Source organism: Aeromonas sp. 600276, from assembly GCF_049175815.1.
Classification (GTDB): Bacteria; Pseudomonadota; Gammaproteobacteria; order Enterobacterales; family Aeromonadaceae; genus Aeromonas; species Aeromonas dhakensis.
Map to the genome: position 1 here is coordinate 127,361 of NZ_JAAKVU010000003.1, position 16,188 is coordinate 143,548.

Sequence of the window (16,188 nt, forward strand, 5' to 3'; positions counted from 1 at the left end):
CCACCACGGAGGGCTGTGATGTTGCCGCTGCCGCTCAAGGCGCTGCTGCGCCTCTATCGCGCTCATCCCTGGCTGCTGTTGATGAGCCTGGTCGGGCTCACCCTGGGGGTCTCTTTGGTGGTGGCCATCGAGCTCTTGAACCACAGCGCCCGCACCAACTTCGTCGCCGCCCGCAGCCAGCTGGCGGGGGAAGCGAACTACCGGCTGGCGCCGGACGGCGGGCTGGACGAGCAGCTCTATGTGATGCTGGTGCGAAGCCAGCCGAACCTCGACGCCATGCCCCAGCTGCACGGCTGGCTGCAAGATGAACAGGGGCGCAGTTTTCAGCTGCTGGGGATGGATCTGTTCAACCCCGGCCCCTTGCACCGGCTGTTTGGCGCCGCGCCGGACAATAAGCCCACCTTCTCCCTCACCCGCGCCGACAGCGTCTGGCTGGCTGCCCCCGAGGCCAAGCGCCTTGGCTGGCAAACGGGCCAGAGCCGGCGCTTCGTGCTGGGTGGCGCTGAAGGGGCACCGCCCCGCCCGCTGACCCTCACCCTGGCCGGCACCTTCGAGCCTGGCGCCGTGCCCATGGAGCGGCTGTTGGTGACCGACATCGGCCTCGCCCAGCCCCTGCTTGGCAAGGAAGGGCGGCTCGATCGCATCGTCTTCAAGCTCAGCGAGGGCGAGGCCAATACCTTGCAAAGAGCCTTGCAGGCGGCCCTGCAATCCAATGCCCCTCATCAACCCCTCTGGCTTGAGCCCATCAGCCCGGCCCTCGATGCCAGCCAGCTCGGCGATGCGCTGGCTCTGAACCTCACTGCGCTCTCCCTGCTCGCCATGGCGGTGGGATTGTTTTTGGTGTTCAACGCCCAGCGCTTCGTGCAGAGCGTGCGCCGCCCCCAACTGGCCCAGCTCATTATCCTCGGCATGCCACCGCGCCGGCTGCTGCGCTGGCTGACCCTGGAGATCCTGATCCTCGCCAGCATCGGCACCCTGCTCGGGCTGCTGCTGGGAAGCCTCCTGGCCCTCGCCCTGATGGGGCAGCTCACCCATGCGCTGGCCGATCTCTATGGCCCCAACCCCATCGATCTGCTGCGCCTCTCCCCCGCCAGTCTTGGCAAGGCGCTGGTCATTGGCCTTCTGGGGATGCTGGCCGCCAACCTGCCCGGCTGGTGGCAACTGCTGCGCCAATCCCCCCTAGAGCTGCGAGAAGGCAACAGCCGCCCGCCGGCTCACCCCTGGCAACGTCGGGGGCTCGCCATCGCCATCTTGCTGCTCTGCGCCCTGTGTCTGTGGCGGCCAGAAACCGGGCTGGGCGGCGCCCTCTTCGTGGCCGGCGGCTGGCTGCTAGCCATGGCGCTCGCCCTGCCCGATGTGCTGCGCGCCGTGCTGGGCCGGCTGCGCCGACGCGAGTGCGGCTCCCTCAGCGCCCGACTCGGGGTGGCTGAAACCCTCTATCACCTGGATCGCACCGCCATCGCGGTGATGGCGCTGCAACTGGCCATCGCGGCGGCCATCGGCATCGGGGTCATGGTGTCGAGCTTTCGCTCGAGCGTAGAGATCTGGCTTGGCCAGCGCCTGGCCGCCGATCTCTACGTCACCGCCCCCAGGGGGGTGGCCGGCAGCAAGGGCGCCCTGAGCGAGCAGACCCTCACCACCATCCTCGCCGCGCCGGACGTGCGCGCCGCCTCGCGCCGCTCGGTGCACCCGGCCCGCTGGCAGGGGCAGCCCATCGAGTGGGCGCAGATGGACTTCATTCCCGAGCTCAAAGCCGCCTATCCGCTGCTGGCCGGACGCTGGCCCGCCACCCCCGCCGAGGTGCTGGCGAGCGAACCGCTGACGGTGCGCCTCGGGGTCAGGGTGGGGCAGACACTCGAAGTCACCGGCGAGCAGGGCCCAAGGACACTCACCGTCACCGGCGTCTATCAGGATTACGGCAGCGACAAGGGGCAGATACTGCACGCCTTCGAAGGGGGCAAGGTGCAATCCCTGGCTCTCTTCAGCCAGCACGTTGATCGCCTCGCCGATCGCCTGCGGGCCCAGTTTGGCGAGCGGGTGAACCTGTTGCCCGCCCCCGCCATCCACGCCGCCGCCCTCAGGGTGTTCGACCAGACCTTCGTGGTGACCGAGCTATTGAAGTTGCTCATTCTGGGGATCGCCTTCATCGGCATCGGCTCGGCCTTTATGGTGCTGGGGCTGGCCCGGCGCAGCGAGTTGCAGACCCTGCAGAGCCTTGGCTTGAGCCCGCGCCACTGCCGCCGGTTGCTGGTGTGGCAGGGGGCGGGTCTCGGGCTGCTCACCGCGCTGCTGGCCCTGCCGGTGGGCTATGGCCTTGCCTGGGTGCTGATTGAGGTGGTCAACCCCCGCGCCTTCGGCTGGCGGCTGGCCTTCGAGGCCGCCCCCCTGCACGCCGTCACGGCGCTCCTGCTCGCCCCCGTCTGTGGTGCGCTCGCCTCCTGGTACGCCGTAAGGAGAGTGGTATGAAATATTGGTTAGCGCACTGGCTCAGCCATGACTTGACGTTCCCATTGACCAGATCCCTGTCACCGCCCCTGATTCAACGCAGAGAAGCGCACAGAGCTGCCGCGAACCATCCCCTCCCCCTTCGGGAGAGGGCCAGGGTGAGGGGAATCTTGTCCTCTTTACGGACCCTGTGGCTTGCAGCCCGCTTGATCCCGCTTGTTGCCATAAGCGGCCACGCGCAGGCCAGCGATCTGGGGAGCATCCTTGGCGGCGGCAACGATCACTTCAAAAGAGCCCTGCCGGGCCACTCCATCAACCTGCCCATGGATCACGCTGCCCACCCCGACTACCGCTCCGAGTGGTGGTATCTCACCGGCAACCTGAAAGACGAACAGGGGCGCGGCTACGGCATGCAGTGGACCCTGTTTCGCCAAGGCATTGAACAGGAGATCAAATCGGAGAACCCCTGGCTCACCCCCCAGCTCTGGCTGGCCCAGTTCGCCATCACAGATGTGAGCAAAGGCAGCCATCAGCAGGACGAGCGCACCAGCCGCCAGGGGCCCGGGCTCGCCGGTGCCAGCGGCGGTCAGTATTGGCTGAAAGAGTGGGTGCTGGCCTCTCAGGGAGAAGCGCTCTTTCCCGCCACCCTCAAGGTGCAAAGCAAGGCGGGGGATCTTGATGTGAAGGTGAGTGCCGCCAAGCCAGCGGTGCTGCAGGGCAAACAGGGTTACAGCGAGAAGAGCCCGGGCAACGCCTCCTTCTACTACTCCTACCCGCGCCTGACCATCAGCGGCACCTTGACCCTGGATGGCGAGACCCGCAACGTCAGCGGTGAGGGCTGGTTTGATCACGAGTGGAGCAGCTCGGTATTGGCCGAGTGGCAATCGGGCTGGGACTGGTTTTCGCTCCAGTTTGAAGATGGCCGCGAGCTGATGCTGTTTCGCCTGCGCACCAAGGCAGGACGATCTGAGCCGGAGAACCGCTACGGCATCTTGATCGAACGGGACGGCAGCAGCCGGGTGCTGAGCCCTGAGCAGATCCGCCTCACCCCCGGCAAGACCTGGCGCGGCCCCAAGGGGCAGCCCTACCCCGTCGAGTGGCAGCTGGAAGCCGGCGATATGAGGCTCACCATCCGAGCCCGCCAGCCCAATCAGGCCATGACGGGACGCTTTGACTACTGGGAAGGGGCAGTATCCATCTCGGGAGGCGCAAAAGGCGTTGGCTATCTGGAGATGACGGGGTATTGAGCTGTTCAGATATTCGGAAATGAGTTTGTTCACCTGATTTCTGAATGGCTTTCTCTTACCATATTCAATAGATTGAAAATAAAGGGTTTTTATTCTCAGACAAAATAGCAGAGATCCACAACATGCAAAGTGTCAGATCTTGCAGTTGATACTTATATAGAGAGTGTTGAATATCTATCGGCAATCAGAAAAGTCTTCATCACTTTAATTTCATCAGTGTCCTTGATGGCAAGTTAAGTCGTCCATCCGGCCTCTTCGAAATTAAAATCAGAATCATTACTACAAATTATAGGATGATAATATGGGAAGTTTAACCATAGTGAATGCTCTGGGTGTTGATGTAGAGATTATCGAAGCAAGCCCTTACCAATTCATGGCGCTGACCATCAAAAATGGCCAGTCAGCAGTGGCAAAGGTTTCAAGCGATTTTGAACAATTCAAATTAAAAATAGGAGTGCTGAAAAATGTATACTCCTATGACCTTAATAAAGGTCATTGGTATGGTGGTGATGGTAATGAACACTACCCTAATCCAAACAGTAAAGTGAATATCATTTTGACTGGCGATCGTGGCAGTTATATTGAGACCAGCTATAACTATGCCCCTGATAATACCGACACCATGTGCAAGTATGCGTCAGATACCAAAGCATTGGATAAAGTCTAAATCCTCCCCTGACGTATTTTAAGATTGTGCCAATCAGACCCTAGGCAACCCCAGGGTCTGATTGATAACACAAGATGGTCAGTATTTCTCGCCCACCATCATCAGACCATGCTGTTCGGGGAAGCCCACCACCAGGGTCGTCTTGCGGGTGTCCGGCATCTCGAATGCGGCGACGTAGGCCGTTGCCCCCTCTTTGGCCTTGGCCAGACCCAGCATCCACTTGTTCTCAAGCGGGCTGAGATCGCTTGACGCCTTGAAGCTGCACTTGCCAAACCCGCTCAGGTTAAGCTTGCTGAGCCCCTTGCCAGACTCTGCATTGCCCTTGCCGGTCAGGGTACAGCCCGCCTTGGGAAATTCGATCTCCAGGGTCAGGGAGCCGCCATTGTTGGTGCTGCGGATCAGCCCCACCATGGCATCGCCAAAACCGGCGTCCTCTGCCACCCGCCAGCTGTCGCTGGTGATCGTCCGGGTGGCGAGCTTGCTCACGGCAAGGTGGCCGCTCCAGTCGCGATAAAGGGCGGTGCTCTGATCCGGATCCCGGAACTGGGTGCCGGTACGGCTGAAGTCAAAGGTCCAGCGCTTGACCTCCTTGCCAGCCAGATCGGTTACCGCTTTGTCTTGAAAACTGATGAGGTTGTGGTCGTTGCTCTGGGCATCGAGCCGCTTGCCCCGCACCGAAGTGCGCTCCAGCAGCACCGGATAGATACCATCCTTGTTCTCCTTCTGGGCCGCCAGCCCCATCCATTGCGAAGAGGTAATCGACTTGCCGTCGTTCTCGACCCAGACGCCCCAGCGCTGCTCGCCATCCCCCTTGGGGTAGACCAGTGCCAACCCTTCCAGCCCCTTGATCATCTTCAGCGGCCCCTGATCGCCATCGCGGCTGAGCAGGTTCGCCTCATAGACGCCGGCATCGGGCAAGGGCAGCGGCGCGCGCTTGGCGATGCTGTTGGCCGCCTTCTCGCTGTCACAGGCGGACAGGGCGGCGGTGCAGGCGATGGCCAGCATGGCTTTGTGGTGCATTCTCATGACTCTTGTTCCTTGCAATTGCTTTGTTATGTGAGGTGCATTCAATCGCCGCTGAATTTACTGGAGGAAGGGTTCGCCGGTCGACGCAAGATCTGTAACCAGCTGTTACAAGGCATTGATGAGCAAGAGATAACACATGACTTGGTTGGCCGGGCGGTGCAGCAACAAGAAGAGAAGCCATCTCCCCTCTCCCCATTTCTCTCGACCTTTCCGCGTCAAAATCTGACCACCATCAAGATTTCATTTAAATCTCTTGGATTGGCCGTGCTTTTACTCAACTAAAGAAACCCGTGTTTGATAGGCTACTCATCCGGCCCTCAGAGCCACAAAGGCAACCCAGGAGTGGTGATGGCTCAATCTTCTTCAACTTGGTTAAAAAGAGCACTCGGAGAGCTGTAACCCCGTGCGGTAGCCATCTTTTTACTGATCAGAAGTCTAAGAAGAAAATATCTGTGCAGCTCATTACCAGGTAGCTAGAAAACTCACCTACATCTACAAATTTTGCCGCGTAGAATAGAGTAAATGATTTATATGTTAGTGATACACTAAATAAGTCTAAAACTTTATCTGGCCAGTAATTTTTAGACACTAAATTTTAAAGGAGTCGATATGTTCGAAGGTATAGACAGTTCAATTTTTGACGATCCTGAATTTAAAGAAGACTCTGTCAGGGAGATTATTATATCTCCAATAATTAAAAGATTAGGCTATCTACCTAGTGGTAATCATCGAATTACAAGAAGTAAATCTCTAAAAAACCCATTTATACGTGTAGGAACACGAAACCATCCAGTAACTACGATTCCAGACTACACATTTTATATAGATGAACGTCCAGTTTTTATACTTGACGCAAAAGGGCCATCCGAAAGTGTTTTGGATGACAATCACATTCAGCAAGCATATAGCTATGCAATTCACCCTGAGATTCGCTGTGATGAGTTTGGGCTTTGCAATGGTAGAGAACTGGTCATTTTTAGTTCTGCCAAGATAGAACCACTGCTTCATATTGATTTTGATAACTTTGAGTCTAACTGGAGTGAAATCGAACGGCAATTAGCACCAAAGTATCTTTCCTCTCCTATTCTGAGAAAATTTGCACCTGATTTTGGAATGGCTTTATTACGAATGGGATTAGATAAAGAGACAGAGTTTCACATGTTCCAAACTAGGCTTAATTTGTTTGCCAAAATTGATGACTCGCTAATGACAGCATCAGCAAATTGTAATTTCGGATCTGGTGACTTTTGTGTAAGCTTCGATTTTCATCCAGATCTCTTGCCTACCATTATCGCAGGACTTCCCAAGCAGTTAGGGGATCGGTTCACTTATGCATTAATGCGAGCACCATTTCAAGCAGCCGCTGGCTTAGCAATAGAACTCGATATCAGGGCAAATCTTGGTCAGATAACTCAGGCGCAGTCGGAAACATTCGTACCTCTAATAATAAAAGAAGTTTATGAATCTAGGTTTACTCCATCTGAAATTCCAAATGGTCAAAATGATATACCTCCGAACATATTCAAACTTAGAGATCACTTTGTTATTAGAACTGGGCGTGATTGCTTATAAAACAACCAAGAAATTCGAAATACACCCACCACTAGAAGTAGTATATAATGATAGAAAACGTGGGGTTAGCTTCTGTTATGGATTATTTATCACACACATGTACGTCAATGAAAACTCAAAATTAAGGAAAGTACAGTTTGATAACTCGAGTACCAAACGAGCTTAAAGGAAAAATATGGCATAGCACTAGCAAAGAACTTGCTTTAGAGATATACAGCCACGGTTACATTATTTCTGATCCAAGCATTGATGAATCAAAACGCTGGGGAGGAAAATCAAAATCAACACATCCATTTGTTAGGAGCATCGGGGGAATAAGCTTATTTGATTTTAGACTACCAAGCTCGCACGTCAGTGAAATATTATATAGTTTTATTCCATGTAGAACTGGCTGGCCACAAACAGTTTGGCTCGAAATAAATCATTTCTATTTAGGCGATATGTTTTCCTCTGCTGAAGAAACTAGAATACGCTGGATAGAGGCCGGCATGAATCGTCAATACATGCCTAAATTGGAGGCTGCCAGTTTACGTCCCATACCGATAGAATATGTAAAATCCATTTACATTAGCAATAAAAAAGGCATCTTCAAACCGGTTAATATCAGTGACCTTATAAAAACTCCAAAAAAATCCGCACTATTATCTAGATATAAATAACAAGTGAAAATGTGAGGTTCCAACTGATTTAACCAACTAATAGCCCCGTCAGAACTTGTTCTGCCGGGGGTTATTTATCTCGCCGCCTGATCCACCAGATAGAGGATGCTGTGATAGGGAATGCCGGCGTGCTGGCTCAGTCCCATCTCGCAGGTACGGCTGTTGCTGAAACCCTGGCGGCAACCGGCGGGCACCTGGGCAGGCAGGCTGGCAAGCGCCGCGGCGTTGAGCTCCGGGGTCATCAGCCCCTTGTCGCCAGCAAAGCCGCAGCACTGGATATGCTCAGGCACGATCACCTCCCGGGCGCAGGCGCGGGCCACCGCCAGCATCTTATCCCCCAGCCCCATGCGCCGGCTGCTGCAGGTGATATGGAGCATGACGGTCTCATCGATGGGGGTCAGCTCAAGGTGGGGCAGCAGGTGTTCCAGCACAAAGGTAGCGGGTTCAAACACCCGAAGGTCCATGCCAAGCGCCCCCGAGAGCAGTCGCTGCACGCAGGGGCTGGTGTCGAGCAGCACGGGCCAGCGCCCCTGCTCGCTTGCCTGCCACAATGCCTCGGCCAGCTCCGTACGCTTGGCGGCAGCCACCTCGATCATCCCCTTGCTGTCATAGGGCATGCCGCAGCAGAGCCCCTCAACCCCAGTCGGCACTATGACCCGGCAGCCCGCCTTCTTGAGCAGGGATTGCACCACCTGTGGCAGTGACGGGGCCTCCTCCTGCTGGCCGAACACCCGGCTGGCGCAGGACGGCAGGTAGACCACGGCGCGATCCTCTCCAATGCCCTCGCTGGATCCGCCATGGCTCCCCTCCCCTTGCGGCCACCGGTAGCGGCTCGGCCCCGGCAGGGTGGGCAGCCAGGCGGGTGTGCGCTGGCCGCTCAGATGGCGAACCCCGTTCACCAACCCTGCCAGCGCCTTGTCTCCCAACACCTTGCCGGCAACGGCTTTGAGGCCCAGCGCACTGCGGGCGGTGCGGGTAACGCCAGCGAAGTGATCGGCGCTCCAGCGGGCGATGGGCACGAAGCGCCGGTACTTGTCAGTGCGCAGCTTCTTGATCAGGCTGCCGGTGTTGATGCCCACCGGGCAGCGATCGGCGCACAGCCCGGTGGCGGCGCAGGTGTCGATGCCCTGATAGTCAAACAGCCGGGCCAGCTGGTTGGAGGGCTCATCGGCACGATTGCGGCGGGCCAGTTCGCGGTAGAGCACGATGCGCTGGCGCGGCGAGAGCGACAGGGTGCGCGAGGGGCAGACCGCCTCGCAAAAGCCGCACTCGATGCACGGTTCGACGATGGCATCGCTCGCCGGCATGGGCTTGAGGTGGGCCAGGTGGGCGTTGGGATCATCGTTGATGATGACGCCGGGATTGAGCAGGCCAGCTGGGTCCAGCAGCGCCTTGATGCGCCGCATCAGCGCCATCCCCTCCGGCCCCCATTCCAGCTCCACATAGGGGGCCATGTTGCGGCCGGTGCCGTGTTCGGCCTTGAGCGACCCGCCAAAGCGCACCGCGACGAGTTCGGCCACCGCATCCATAAAGGCTCCGTAGCGGGCCACCTGCGCCGGAGCATCGAACCCCTGGGTAAAGACAAAGTGCAGGTTCCCCTCCAGCGCGTGGCCGAAGATGATGGCTTCACCGTACTCGAAGCGATCGAATAAGGCTTGCAGCCCTGCCACCCCTTCGGCCAGACGCTCGATGGGAAAGGCGACATCCTCGATGATGACGGTGGTGCCGGTAGTGCGCACCGCCCCCACCGCCGGGAAGAGCCCCTTGCGAATGGCCCACAGGCCAGCGCTGTCGTCGGTAAAGGGCACAGAGGCGACCTGGGCGAACTCGGCCGCCATGGCCGTCACCTGCTCGCAGCGATCCACCAGCTCCTCCTTCGACTCCCCATGCACCTCGACAAGCAGGGCGCAGGCAGCCAGATCCAGCGTCTTGATAAAGGCCGGCAGGCCGGGCTTGCCCGCGACCGAGCGAAGGGATCGTCCATCCATCAGCTCTACCGCCGCCACAGGCGCAGCTTTGAGCCGCGAGGTGGCCAGACAGGCCTGCTCGGCGTCCCGGAACACCAGCAGGGCCGAGGCCTTGTGGGGGTATTCGGGCACGGTGTCGAGCACCACCTCGGCGATAAAGCCGAGGGTCCCCTCCGAGCCAATCATCAGGTGGGTGAGAATATCGATGGGGTCCTCATGGTCGAGCAGGGCATTGATGGCGTAGCCGGTGGTGTTCTTGAGCCGGTACTTGTGGCGGATCTTGGCGGCAAGCTCGGCGTTTGCCAGCACCTCAGCGCGCAGGGCCGCGAGCCCCGTGAGCAGCTCCGGGCGCCTGGCCGCAAAGGCGGTGCGGCTGTGGGGATCGCCGCTGTCCAGCACGGTGCCATCGGCCAGCAACAAGGTCATGGCGTGCAGGGTGTGATAGCTGTTGTGGGCGGTGCCGCAGCACATGCCGCTCGCGTTGTTGGCGGCGATGCCGCCGAGCTTGCAGGCGTTGATGGAGGCGGGATCCGGCCCAATCTTGCGCCCCAGAGGCGCCAGATAGCGGTTGGCATCGGCGCCGATCACCCCGGGTTGCAGGGCAATGCGCGCGCCCTCGTCCAGAATGCGGTGGCCGCGCCAGCTGTCGGTCAGGGTGATGAGCACAGAATCGCTCAGGGCCTGGCCCGAGAGGCTGGTGCCGGCGGCGCGAAAGGTGCACGGCAGACCCAATTCGCGGCACACCCCGAGCACAAAGCGCACTTCATCGAGGGAGTCGAGGCGCACGATGCGCTCGGGCACCAGCCGGTAGAAGCTGGCGTCCGTGCCGTGGGCGAGGCGCAAGTCCGGGTCGCTCACCAGCCGCTCCGGCGGGATGCGCGAGAGCACGGCGGCATCAAACTGGTTCCAGCGCATCAGCAATCCTCCACCAGCACCACCAAGAGGCGACTCGGGCCGTGGGCGCCGTAGGCCAGGGTCTGCTGGATGTCGGCGGTCTTGGAGGGGCCGGAGACCAGCAGCAAATTGGTGGGCATGGCCTGCTGCCAGCGCCCGGCGTCCACCAGCCCCGCCAGGTTGTCGGCGATGGTGGAGGCCGCCAGCAGCGCGATATGACAGGGGGGCACCAGGGATAGGGTGCGCGGCTCGCCGCTATCGGGTAGCAACACCAGGGTGCCGGTGTCGGCGATGGCCCCCGCGCAGTGGGTGATGCCAACCTGACAAACGTCAAACAGCTCGTCTTTCCAGCTGGCAAACTCCCCCGCCGGGGTCAACACAGAGCGCCCGGCGCAGGCGGCCGCGACGTCGACTTGCCAGCGGCCCCCCTGGCCACAGGCCAGATGCGTCACGCCTTCCCCATCCAGCCAAGTGGCCAGATCCCGGGCAAGATTTGCCTCCTTGACGGTGAGGATCTCGGCGTGGCTGGCGCTGATCCCGGCAACAAAACGCTCGCGCCGCGCGCCGTCATCAGCCCCGCGCCAAGGCTGCCAGCCATGGGGGGCGTGGGCAATGGGGGTGGTGGCGCCGCGCAGGCGGTTCAAGATAGCCTCTTTGCTCGACATCTCAGGACTCCTTCTTCTTCTGGCGCAGCAGGGCGTGCAGGCTCTGGGGGGCGGGTTTGGGGGCTTCGCGGCACTGGGTCCAGGGGCCCAGGTGTTTGGGCATCAAGCCCCGCAGGCGACCGGCCACCCCGGTTGCGGCGTGGTAGAGGCGCGGGTGGGTGGCGGCAAAGGCAAAGCCCTGCATGGCGAGGGTCTCGAGCCGGCTTTTGGCCGCCCCCTGCCCCGCCAGCGGTTCGTGACCGGGCTGTGCGTCGTGCTTGGCCTCCCGGCGCAGGCGCTGCAACATGTCGGGAATGGGGATGCGCACCGGGCACACCTCGCCGCAGGCACCGCACAGGCTGGATGCGGTCACCAGATCGCTCGTGCTTTCCAGCCCCAGCAGGTGGGGGGAGATGATTTTGCCGATGGGGCCCGGGTAGATGGTGCCGTAGGCGTGGCCGCCGATGCGGGTGTAGACCGGGCAGTGGTTCATGCAGGCGCCGCAGCGGATGCACTGCAAGGTCTTGCGCAGCTCTTCGTCCCGGTAAGCCTGGCTGCGGCCGTTGTCCAGCAGCACCAGGTGCACCTCGTCCGGGCCGTCCAGCTCCCCTGCCCGGCGCGGGCCGCTGATGACGTTGAAGTAGGTGGTGATGGCCTGGCCGGTGGCCGAGCGGGTCAGGGCGCTGTAGAGGGGCGGCACATCGGATAAGCACTCCACCACCTTCTCGATGCCGGTGATGGCCACGTGGACCTTGGGCACAGTGGTGCACATGCGCCCGTTGCCCTCGTTCTCGACGAGGCACAGGCTGCCGGTCTCGGCCACCGCGAAGTTGACCCCCGAGAGCCCCATGCCGGCGCGGCGAAACTCTTCGCGAAGGGCCCGCCGCCCGGTCTGGATCAGGGCGTCCACGTCGGTGGTGGGGGTGAAGCCTTCCAGGTTATGGGCGAAGGTGTCGCTCACCTCCTGCTTGTTCTTGTGGATGGCGGGCATGATGATGTGGGACGGAGTATCGCCGTCGAGCTGGACGATAAACTCCCCCATGTCGCTCTCAAGACAGCGGATGCCGTGGCGCGCCATCTCGTGGTTGAAGCCCACCTCCTCGCTCACCATGGACTTGCCCTTGACGATGCTACTCACCCCGTGCTTTTGGGCGATGCCGAGAATGATGGCGTTGGCCTCGGCCGGCGTCTGGGCCCAGTGCACCCGGATGCCGTTGCGCTCGCAGTTGGTTTCGAGCTGCTCCAGCAGTTCCGGCAGGCGCGAGAGGCAGCGCTGGCGGATCTGCTCCGCCGCATCACGCACCGCCGCTTCTTCCTGCGGGTCGGCGAAGGCATCGCGACGCTTGCCGCGCAGGTAATCCATGGCGCCGCGAAAATTCTGGCGCAACACGGGGTCGGCCAGGGCCGCCTCGGCCTGGGGGTGGAAGCGGCGCGGCGAATACTTGGCGTGATCACTCATGATGGGCCTCCTGATTCTGCAGGGCATGAGCCCCTTGCTTGTCTGATACCGGCTCGCTATGGGCGAGCAGGAAGCTCGCCAGATGGGTGGCAGGCAAGATCCTGCCCTGATACGCCAGGGATCCCTTGATGTTCAAGAGGCACCCCCAGTCCGCGCTCACCAGGGTGTCGGCGCCGGTGGCAAGCAGGTGGCGGGTCTTGTCCTCCACCATGGCTTGGCTGATGTGGGGGTGGCGCACCGAGAAGGTGCCGCCAAAGCCGCAGCACTCGCTCTCGTAAGCCTGTTCGTTCAGGGTGACACCATCGAGCTGCCCCAGCAGGCTGCGGGCCGTGGTGTGCACCTGCATCTCGCGCCGGGCCGAGCAGGAGGTGTGCATGACGATGCTTGCCCTCCCCACCCCGTGCCAGCGCACCCGGCAGATCCGGACCAGAAACTCGGTGAGCTCGAACACCCGCTCGCAAAACGCCGCCACCTCGGGGCGCTCCGGGAAGAGGCGCGCATAGTGGTGGTGCATCATGCCGCCGCAGGAGCCAGACAGCACCACCACAGGCCAGGGCTCGGGGAAGAGCGCCATCTGGCTTTGCGCCACCTGGCGCGCCTCCTCCTCGTGACCCGAGGTGTAGGCCGGCTGGCCGCAGCAGGTCTGCTTCTCGACAAAGTGCACCCTTATCCCCTCCCGCTCGATCAGGGCGATGGCATCAAGCCCCGCCACCGGGTCGAACAGGTCCACCAGACAGGTGGCGTAGAGATAGACATCGGCCGGCTTGGCCGGATAGACCCGCATTACCTTCATCACTTGCTCTCCTTTACTTCAACAGCAGCAGTGCGTCCGAGACGTGGAAGCTGTACATGAGCGCCAACCCGATAAGGCCGGTGGCCAGCAGGTAGTAGAGGGTCGGCAACGCGGTCTTGCGCAGCGTCGCCCCCTCGCGGCCCAAGAGGCCCACGGTGGCCGAGGCCGCCACCACGTTGTGGATGGCAATCATGTTGCCGGCGGCCGCGCCCACGGCCTGCAGCGCCAGCATGGCGGCGGTAGAGACGCCGAGGGTCTGGGCCACCTCAAACTGGAACTGGCTGAACATCATGTTCGACACCGTGTTGGAGCCGGCGATAAAGGCCCCCAGCGCGCCTATGGTGGCGCTGAGCGCCGGGAAGAACTCCCCCACCAGCCCTGCAGCAAAATTGGCGGTGGTCACCGGCATGCTGGCGAGATCCGCCCCGTTGACGCCGGAATTGATGAAGATGCGCACCATGGGCACGGTGAAGATCAGCACGAAGCCGGCGCCGATCAGGGTGCGGCTCGACTCGCTCACGGCGCGGCCGAGGGGGGCCAGGGCGCGGGCCTGAATGAGGGTGGCGAGCAGGGCGCAGAACACCAGCAGGCCCCCCGGCAGGTAGAGCGGCTCAATGGAGGCGCTGACCCCCTTCTCCCCCAAGAGGTCTGTGAAAGCGAGGCTCACCGACAACAGGCTTGCCTTGAACTCCGGGCTCACCCGACTCGCCACCAGCAGGAGCGCCAGCGCCACATAGGGGAGCCAGGCCAGCAGCAGGGACATGGGGCGGCCGGCGGCCTCTTTGAGATCGAGCTTGAGGGATCCCAGCCACTCGGCGGGCCACTCTTTCTCCGGAGCGAAATCCCAGGAGTTCTTGGGCACCAGGAAACCGCGTCGCGCCGCCGTTACCACCAGGGCCAGTCCCACCAGGCCGCCGATAAGGGACGGGAACTCGGGGCCGAGCAGCATGCCGGTGAGGGCATAGGGCACGGTGAAGGCGAGCCCGGCGAAAATCGCAAACGGCAGGATGGAGAGCCCCTCGGTCCAGCTGCGGTTGCGGCCGAAGAAGCGGGTCAGCATCATCACCATCAGCACCGGCATCAGGGTGCCGACGGTGGCGTGAATGAGGGCCACGTTGGTGGTCACCTGCTGCAGGTAGATGTCCCAGCTGCTGCCACCGGCGCTCAGGGTGTGGCCGATGGCCTGGTTATCCAGCCCCTTGTTGATGCCCACCAGGATGGGGGTGCCCACCGCGCCGAACGAGACCGGGGTGGACTGGATCATCATGCCGAGCAGCACGGCGGCGAGCGCCGGGAAGCCGATGGCCACCAGCAGCGGGGCGGCGATGGCGGCCGGGGTGCCAAACCCTGAGGCTCCCTCGATAAAGGCGCCGAAGCACCAGGCGATGATGATGGCCTGGATGCGCCGGTCCGGCGAGATGTTGGTGAAACCGCCGCGAATGGCGGTGATGGCACCTGTGTGTTTGAGGGTGTTGAGCATCAGGATGGCGCCGAACACGATCCAGAGCACGGTCACCGTGATGATGAGCCCCTGCAGGCTGGAGGCGAGCACCCGGGTCGGGCTCATCTGCCAGCCCCACAGGGCGATGAATACGGTCAGGATAAAGGCGATGGGCATGGCGCGCTTGGCGGGCCAATTAAGGCCGACCAGCAGCACGGCGGCCACCACGATCGGCGAGAAGGCCACCAGGGCCAACAGGGTGTCTGTCATCATTGCGTCCTTGTCCGAGCGGTGCAGAGGCGCACCTTGTTGTTGTTTTGTTAAGCGGACGTGACCTTACCCTGTTCTTTTTTCGCGATATATGGAAATAATGAACAACATTCGTTCCAAAAATCGATAAATATGGCCAGTACCGACGACCTCATTCTCTTCGCCCAGGTGGTGGAGGCCGGCTCCTTCAGCAAGGTGGCCGAGCAAAATTCCCTGACAAATTCAGTGGTTAGCAAGCGGATCGGGCGCCTGGAGGAAGAGCTCGGGGTGCAGCTGCTCTACCGCACCACCCGCCGGCTCACCTTGAGCGAGGCGGGCAAGGAGCTCTATCAGGGTGCCAAAAATGTGAAGGCCGCCGCACTGGATGCCTTCGATGCGGTGGCGGGGTTTGGTGAAAAGGTGAGCGGTCATGTGCGGATGTCGGTGCCCACCATCTCCGGCGAGCTGCTGCTCGCCGATGCGGTGGCCGATTTTTGCCAGCAACACCCCGGGCTCACGGTGGAAATGTCGCTCGACAACCGCTTCGTCAACCTGGTGGAAGAGGGGTTCGACCTGGTCATTCGCACCGGCTATCTGGATGATTCGAGCCTGATTGCCCGCCACATTCTCGACTCCCAGTGGGTGATCTGCGCTGCCCCCGCCTACGTGCGCCGCTTCGGGGCGCCGCGCGAGCCGTCGGCTTTGCTCACCCACAACTGCCTGCGCTACGCCTATCAGAGCACGGGGGCCTCGGAGTGGGCCTTCAAGGGGGAAGAGGGCAACTATCTGCTGTCGGTGTCGGGCAGTTTTTGCACCGACAACGCGGGGGCCCTGCGCAAGGCGGCGCTGGGGGGGCGCGGCATCGTCTATGTGCCGCGCTGCCTGGTCTATCACGATCTGATGAATGGCGAGCTGGTGGATTTGTTTCCGGATCAGGTGGGCAAGAAGCTCGGGATCTACGCCGTCTACCCCTTCACCCGCCAGCCGCCGCGCAAGATAAGGCTGCTGATCGAGCACATCCGCCAGCGCTACCTCGATATCGCTCACTACTTCGGCTGACGGGGGATGGCGGTCATCCCGTGTCTACGGGGGGCTTTTTTGACCCGGGCGGCAGCGTTACCTAAC

The 16,188-nt window shown here is 61.1% G+C and carries 12 protein-coding genes; 6 read left to right on the top strand and 6 right to left on the bottom strand.

All coding sequences use genetic code 11. The annotated features are described in order from the left end of the window. The first annotated feature begins 18 nt into the window (after nt 1-18). From G5134_RS04175 to G5134_RS04185, 3 genes are all read left to right on the top strand, one after another. Nucleotides 19-2,466: an FtsX-like permease family protein gene (locus G5134_RS04175; RefSeq protein WP_421231894.1), complete on the top strand. Its 2,448-nt coding sequence runs from the start codon at nt 19-21 to the stop codon at nt 2,464-2,466. Nucleotides 2,467-2,651: 185 nt separating this feature from the next. Next, nucleotides 2,652-3,692 carry a lipocalin-like domain-containing protein gene (locus G5134_RS04180; RefSeq protein ID WP_421231895.1) on the top strand — a complete coding sequence of 347 codons (1,041 nt, stop codon included), beginning with the start codon at nt 2,652-2,654 and terminating at the stop codon, nt 3,690-3,692. Nucleotides 3,693-3,993: 301 nt separating this feature from the next. Continuing rightward, nucleotides 3,994-4,359, top strand: coding sequence for a hypothetical protein (locus tag G5134_RS04185; protein ID WP_135319568.1), 366 nt, complete (start codon nt 3,994-3,996; stop codon nt 4,357-4,359). Between the two features lie 78 nt (nt 4,360-4,437). On the opposite strand, the gene G5134_RS04190 is transcribed toward G5134_RS04185, so the two are convergent. After that, a complete protein-coding gene (locus G5134_RS04190; RefSeq protein WP_421231912.1) occupies nt 4,438-5,379 on the bottom strand; it encodes a hypothetical protein in 942 nt (313 codons plus the stop codon). A 615-nt stretch (nt 5,380-5,994) separates the two neighbouring features. Here G5134_RS04190 and G5134_RS04195 point away from each other — a divergent pair. Both G5134_RS04195 and G5134_RS04200 read left to right on the top strand, forming a co-directional pair. After that, a complete protein-coding gene (locus G5134_RS04195) occupies nt 5,995-6,957 on the top strand; it encodes a hypothetical protein (protein ID WP_421231896.1) in 963 nt (320 codons plus the stop codon). Nucleotides 6,958-7,094: 137 nt separating this feature from the next. After that, nucleotides 7,095-7,616, top strand: coding sequence for a hypothetical protein (locus tag G5134_RS04200; protein WP_330544263.1), 522 nt, complete (start codon nt 7,095-7,097; stop codon nt 7,614-7,616). A 74-nt stretch (nt 7,617-7,690) separates the two neighbouring features. On the opposite strand, the gene G5134_RS04205 is transcribed toward G5134_RS04200, so the two are convergent. Genes G5134_RS04205 through G5134_RS04225 form a run of 5 tightly spaced genes read right to left on the bottom strand, consistent with a single transcriptional unit; the run spans nt 7,691 to nt 15,084 of the window. After that, the gene (locus G5134_RS04205; RefSeq protein ID WP_421231897.1) at nt 7,691-10,498 is read right to left on the bottom strand and encodes an FAD-binding and (Fe-S)-binding domain-containing protein; all 2,808 of its coding nucleotides are present in this window, start codon (nt 10,496-10,498) and stop codon (nt 7,691-7,693) included. Further along, nucleotides 10,498-11,142 (bottom strand): LutC/YkgG family protein, encoded by a 645-nt coding sequence (locus G5134_RS04210; RefSeq protein WP_421231898.1) that lies wholly within the window; start codon nt 11,140-11,142, stop codon nt 10,498-10,500. Before G5134_RS04210 ends, G5134_RS04205 begins: the two co-directional genes overlap by 1 nt. Nucleotide 11,143: 1 nt before the next feature. Continuing rightward, nucleotides 11,144-12,580 (bottom strand): LutB/LldF family L-lactate oxidation iron-sulfur protein, encoded by a 1,437-nt coding sequence (locus tag G5134_RS04215; RefSeq protein WP_421231899.1) that lies wholly within the window; start codon nt 12,578-12,580, stop codon nt 11,144-11,146. Continuing rightward, complete coding sequence (locus G5134_RS04220; RefSeq protein WP_082970086.1) at nt 12,573-13,373, bottom strand: (Fe-S)-binding protein; 801 nt, start codon at nt 13,371-13,373, stop codon at nt 12,573-12,575. Before G5134_RS04220 ends, G5134_RS04215 begins: the two co-directional genes overlap by 8 nt. Nucleotides 13,374-13,386: 13 nt before the next feature. Continuing rightward, nucleotides 13,387-15,084: an L-lactate permease gene (locus G5134_RS04225; protein ID WP_065018011.1), complete on the bottom strand. Its 1,698-nt coding sequence runs from the start codon at nt 15,082-15,084 to the stop codon at nt 13,387-13,389. A gap of 60 nt (nt 15,085-15,144) precedes the next feature. Between G5134_RS04225 and G5134_RS04230 the strand changes: the two genes are divergently transcribed. After that, the gene (locus G5134_RS04230; RefSeq protein WP_082970085.1) at nt 15,145-16,122 is read left to right on the top strand and encodes a LysR family transcriptional regulator; all 978 of its coding nucleotides are present in this window, start codon (nt 15,145-15,147) and stop codon (nt 16,120-16,122) included. The last annotated feature ends 66 nt before the right edge of the window (nt 16,123-16,188 follow it).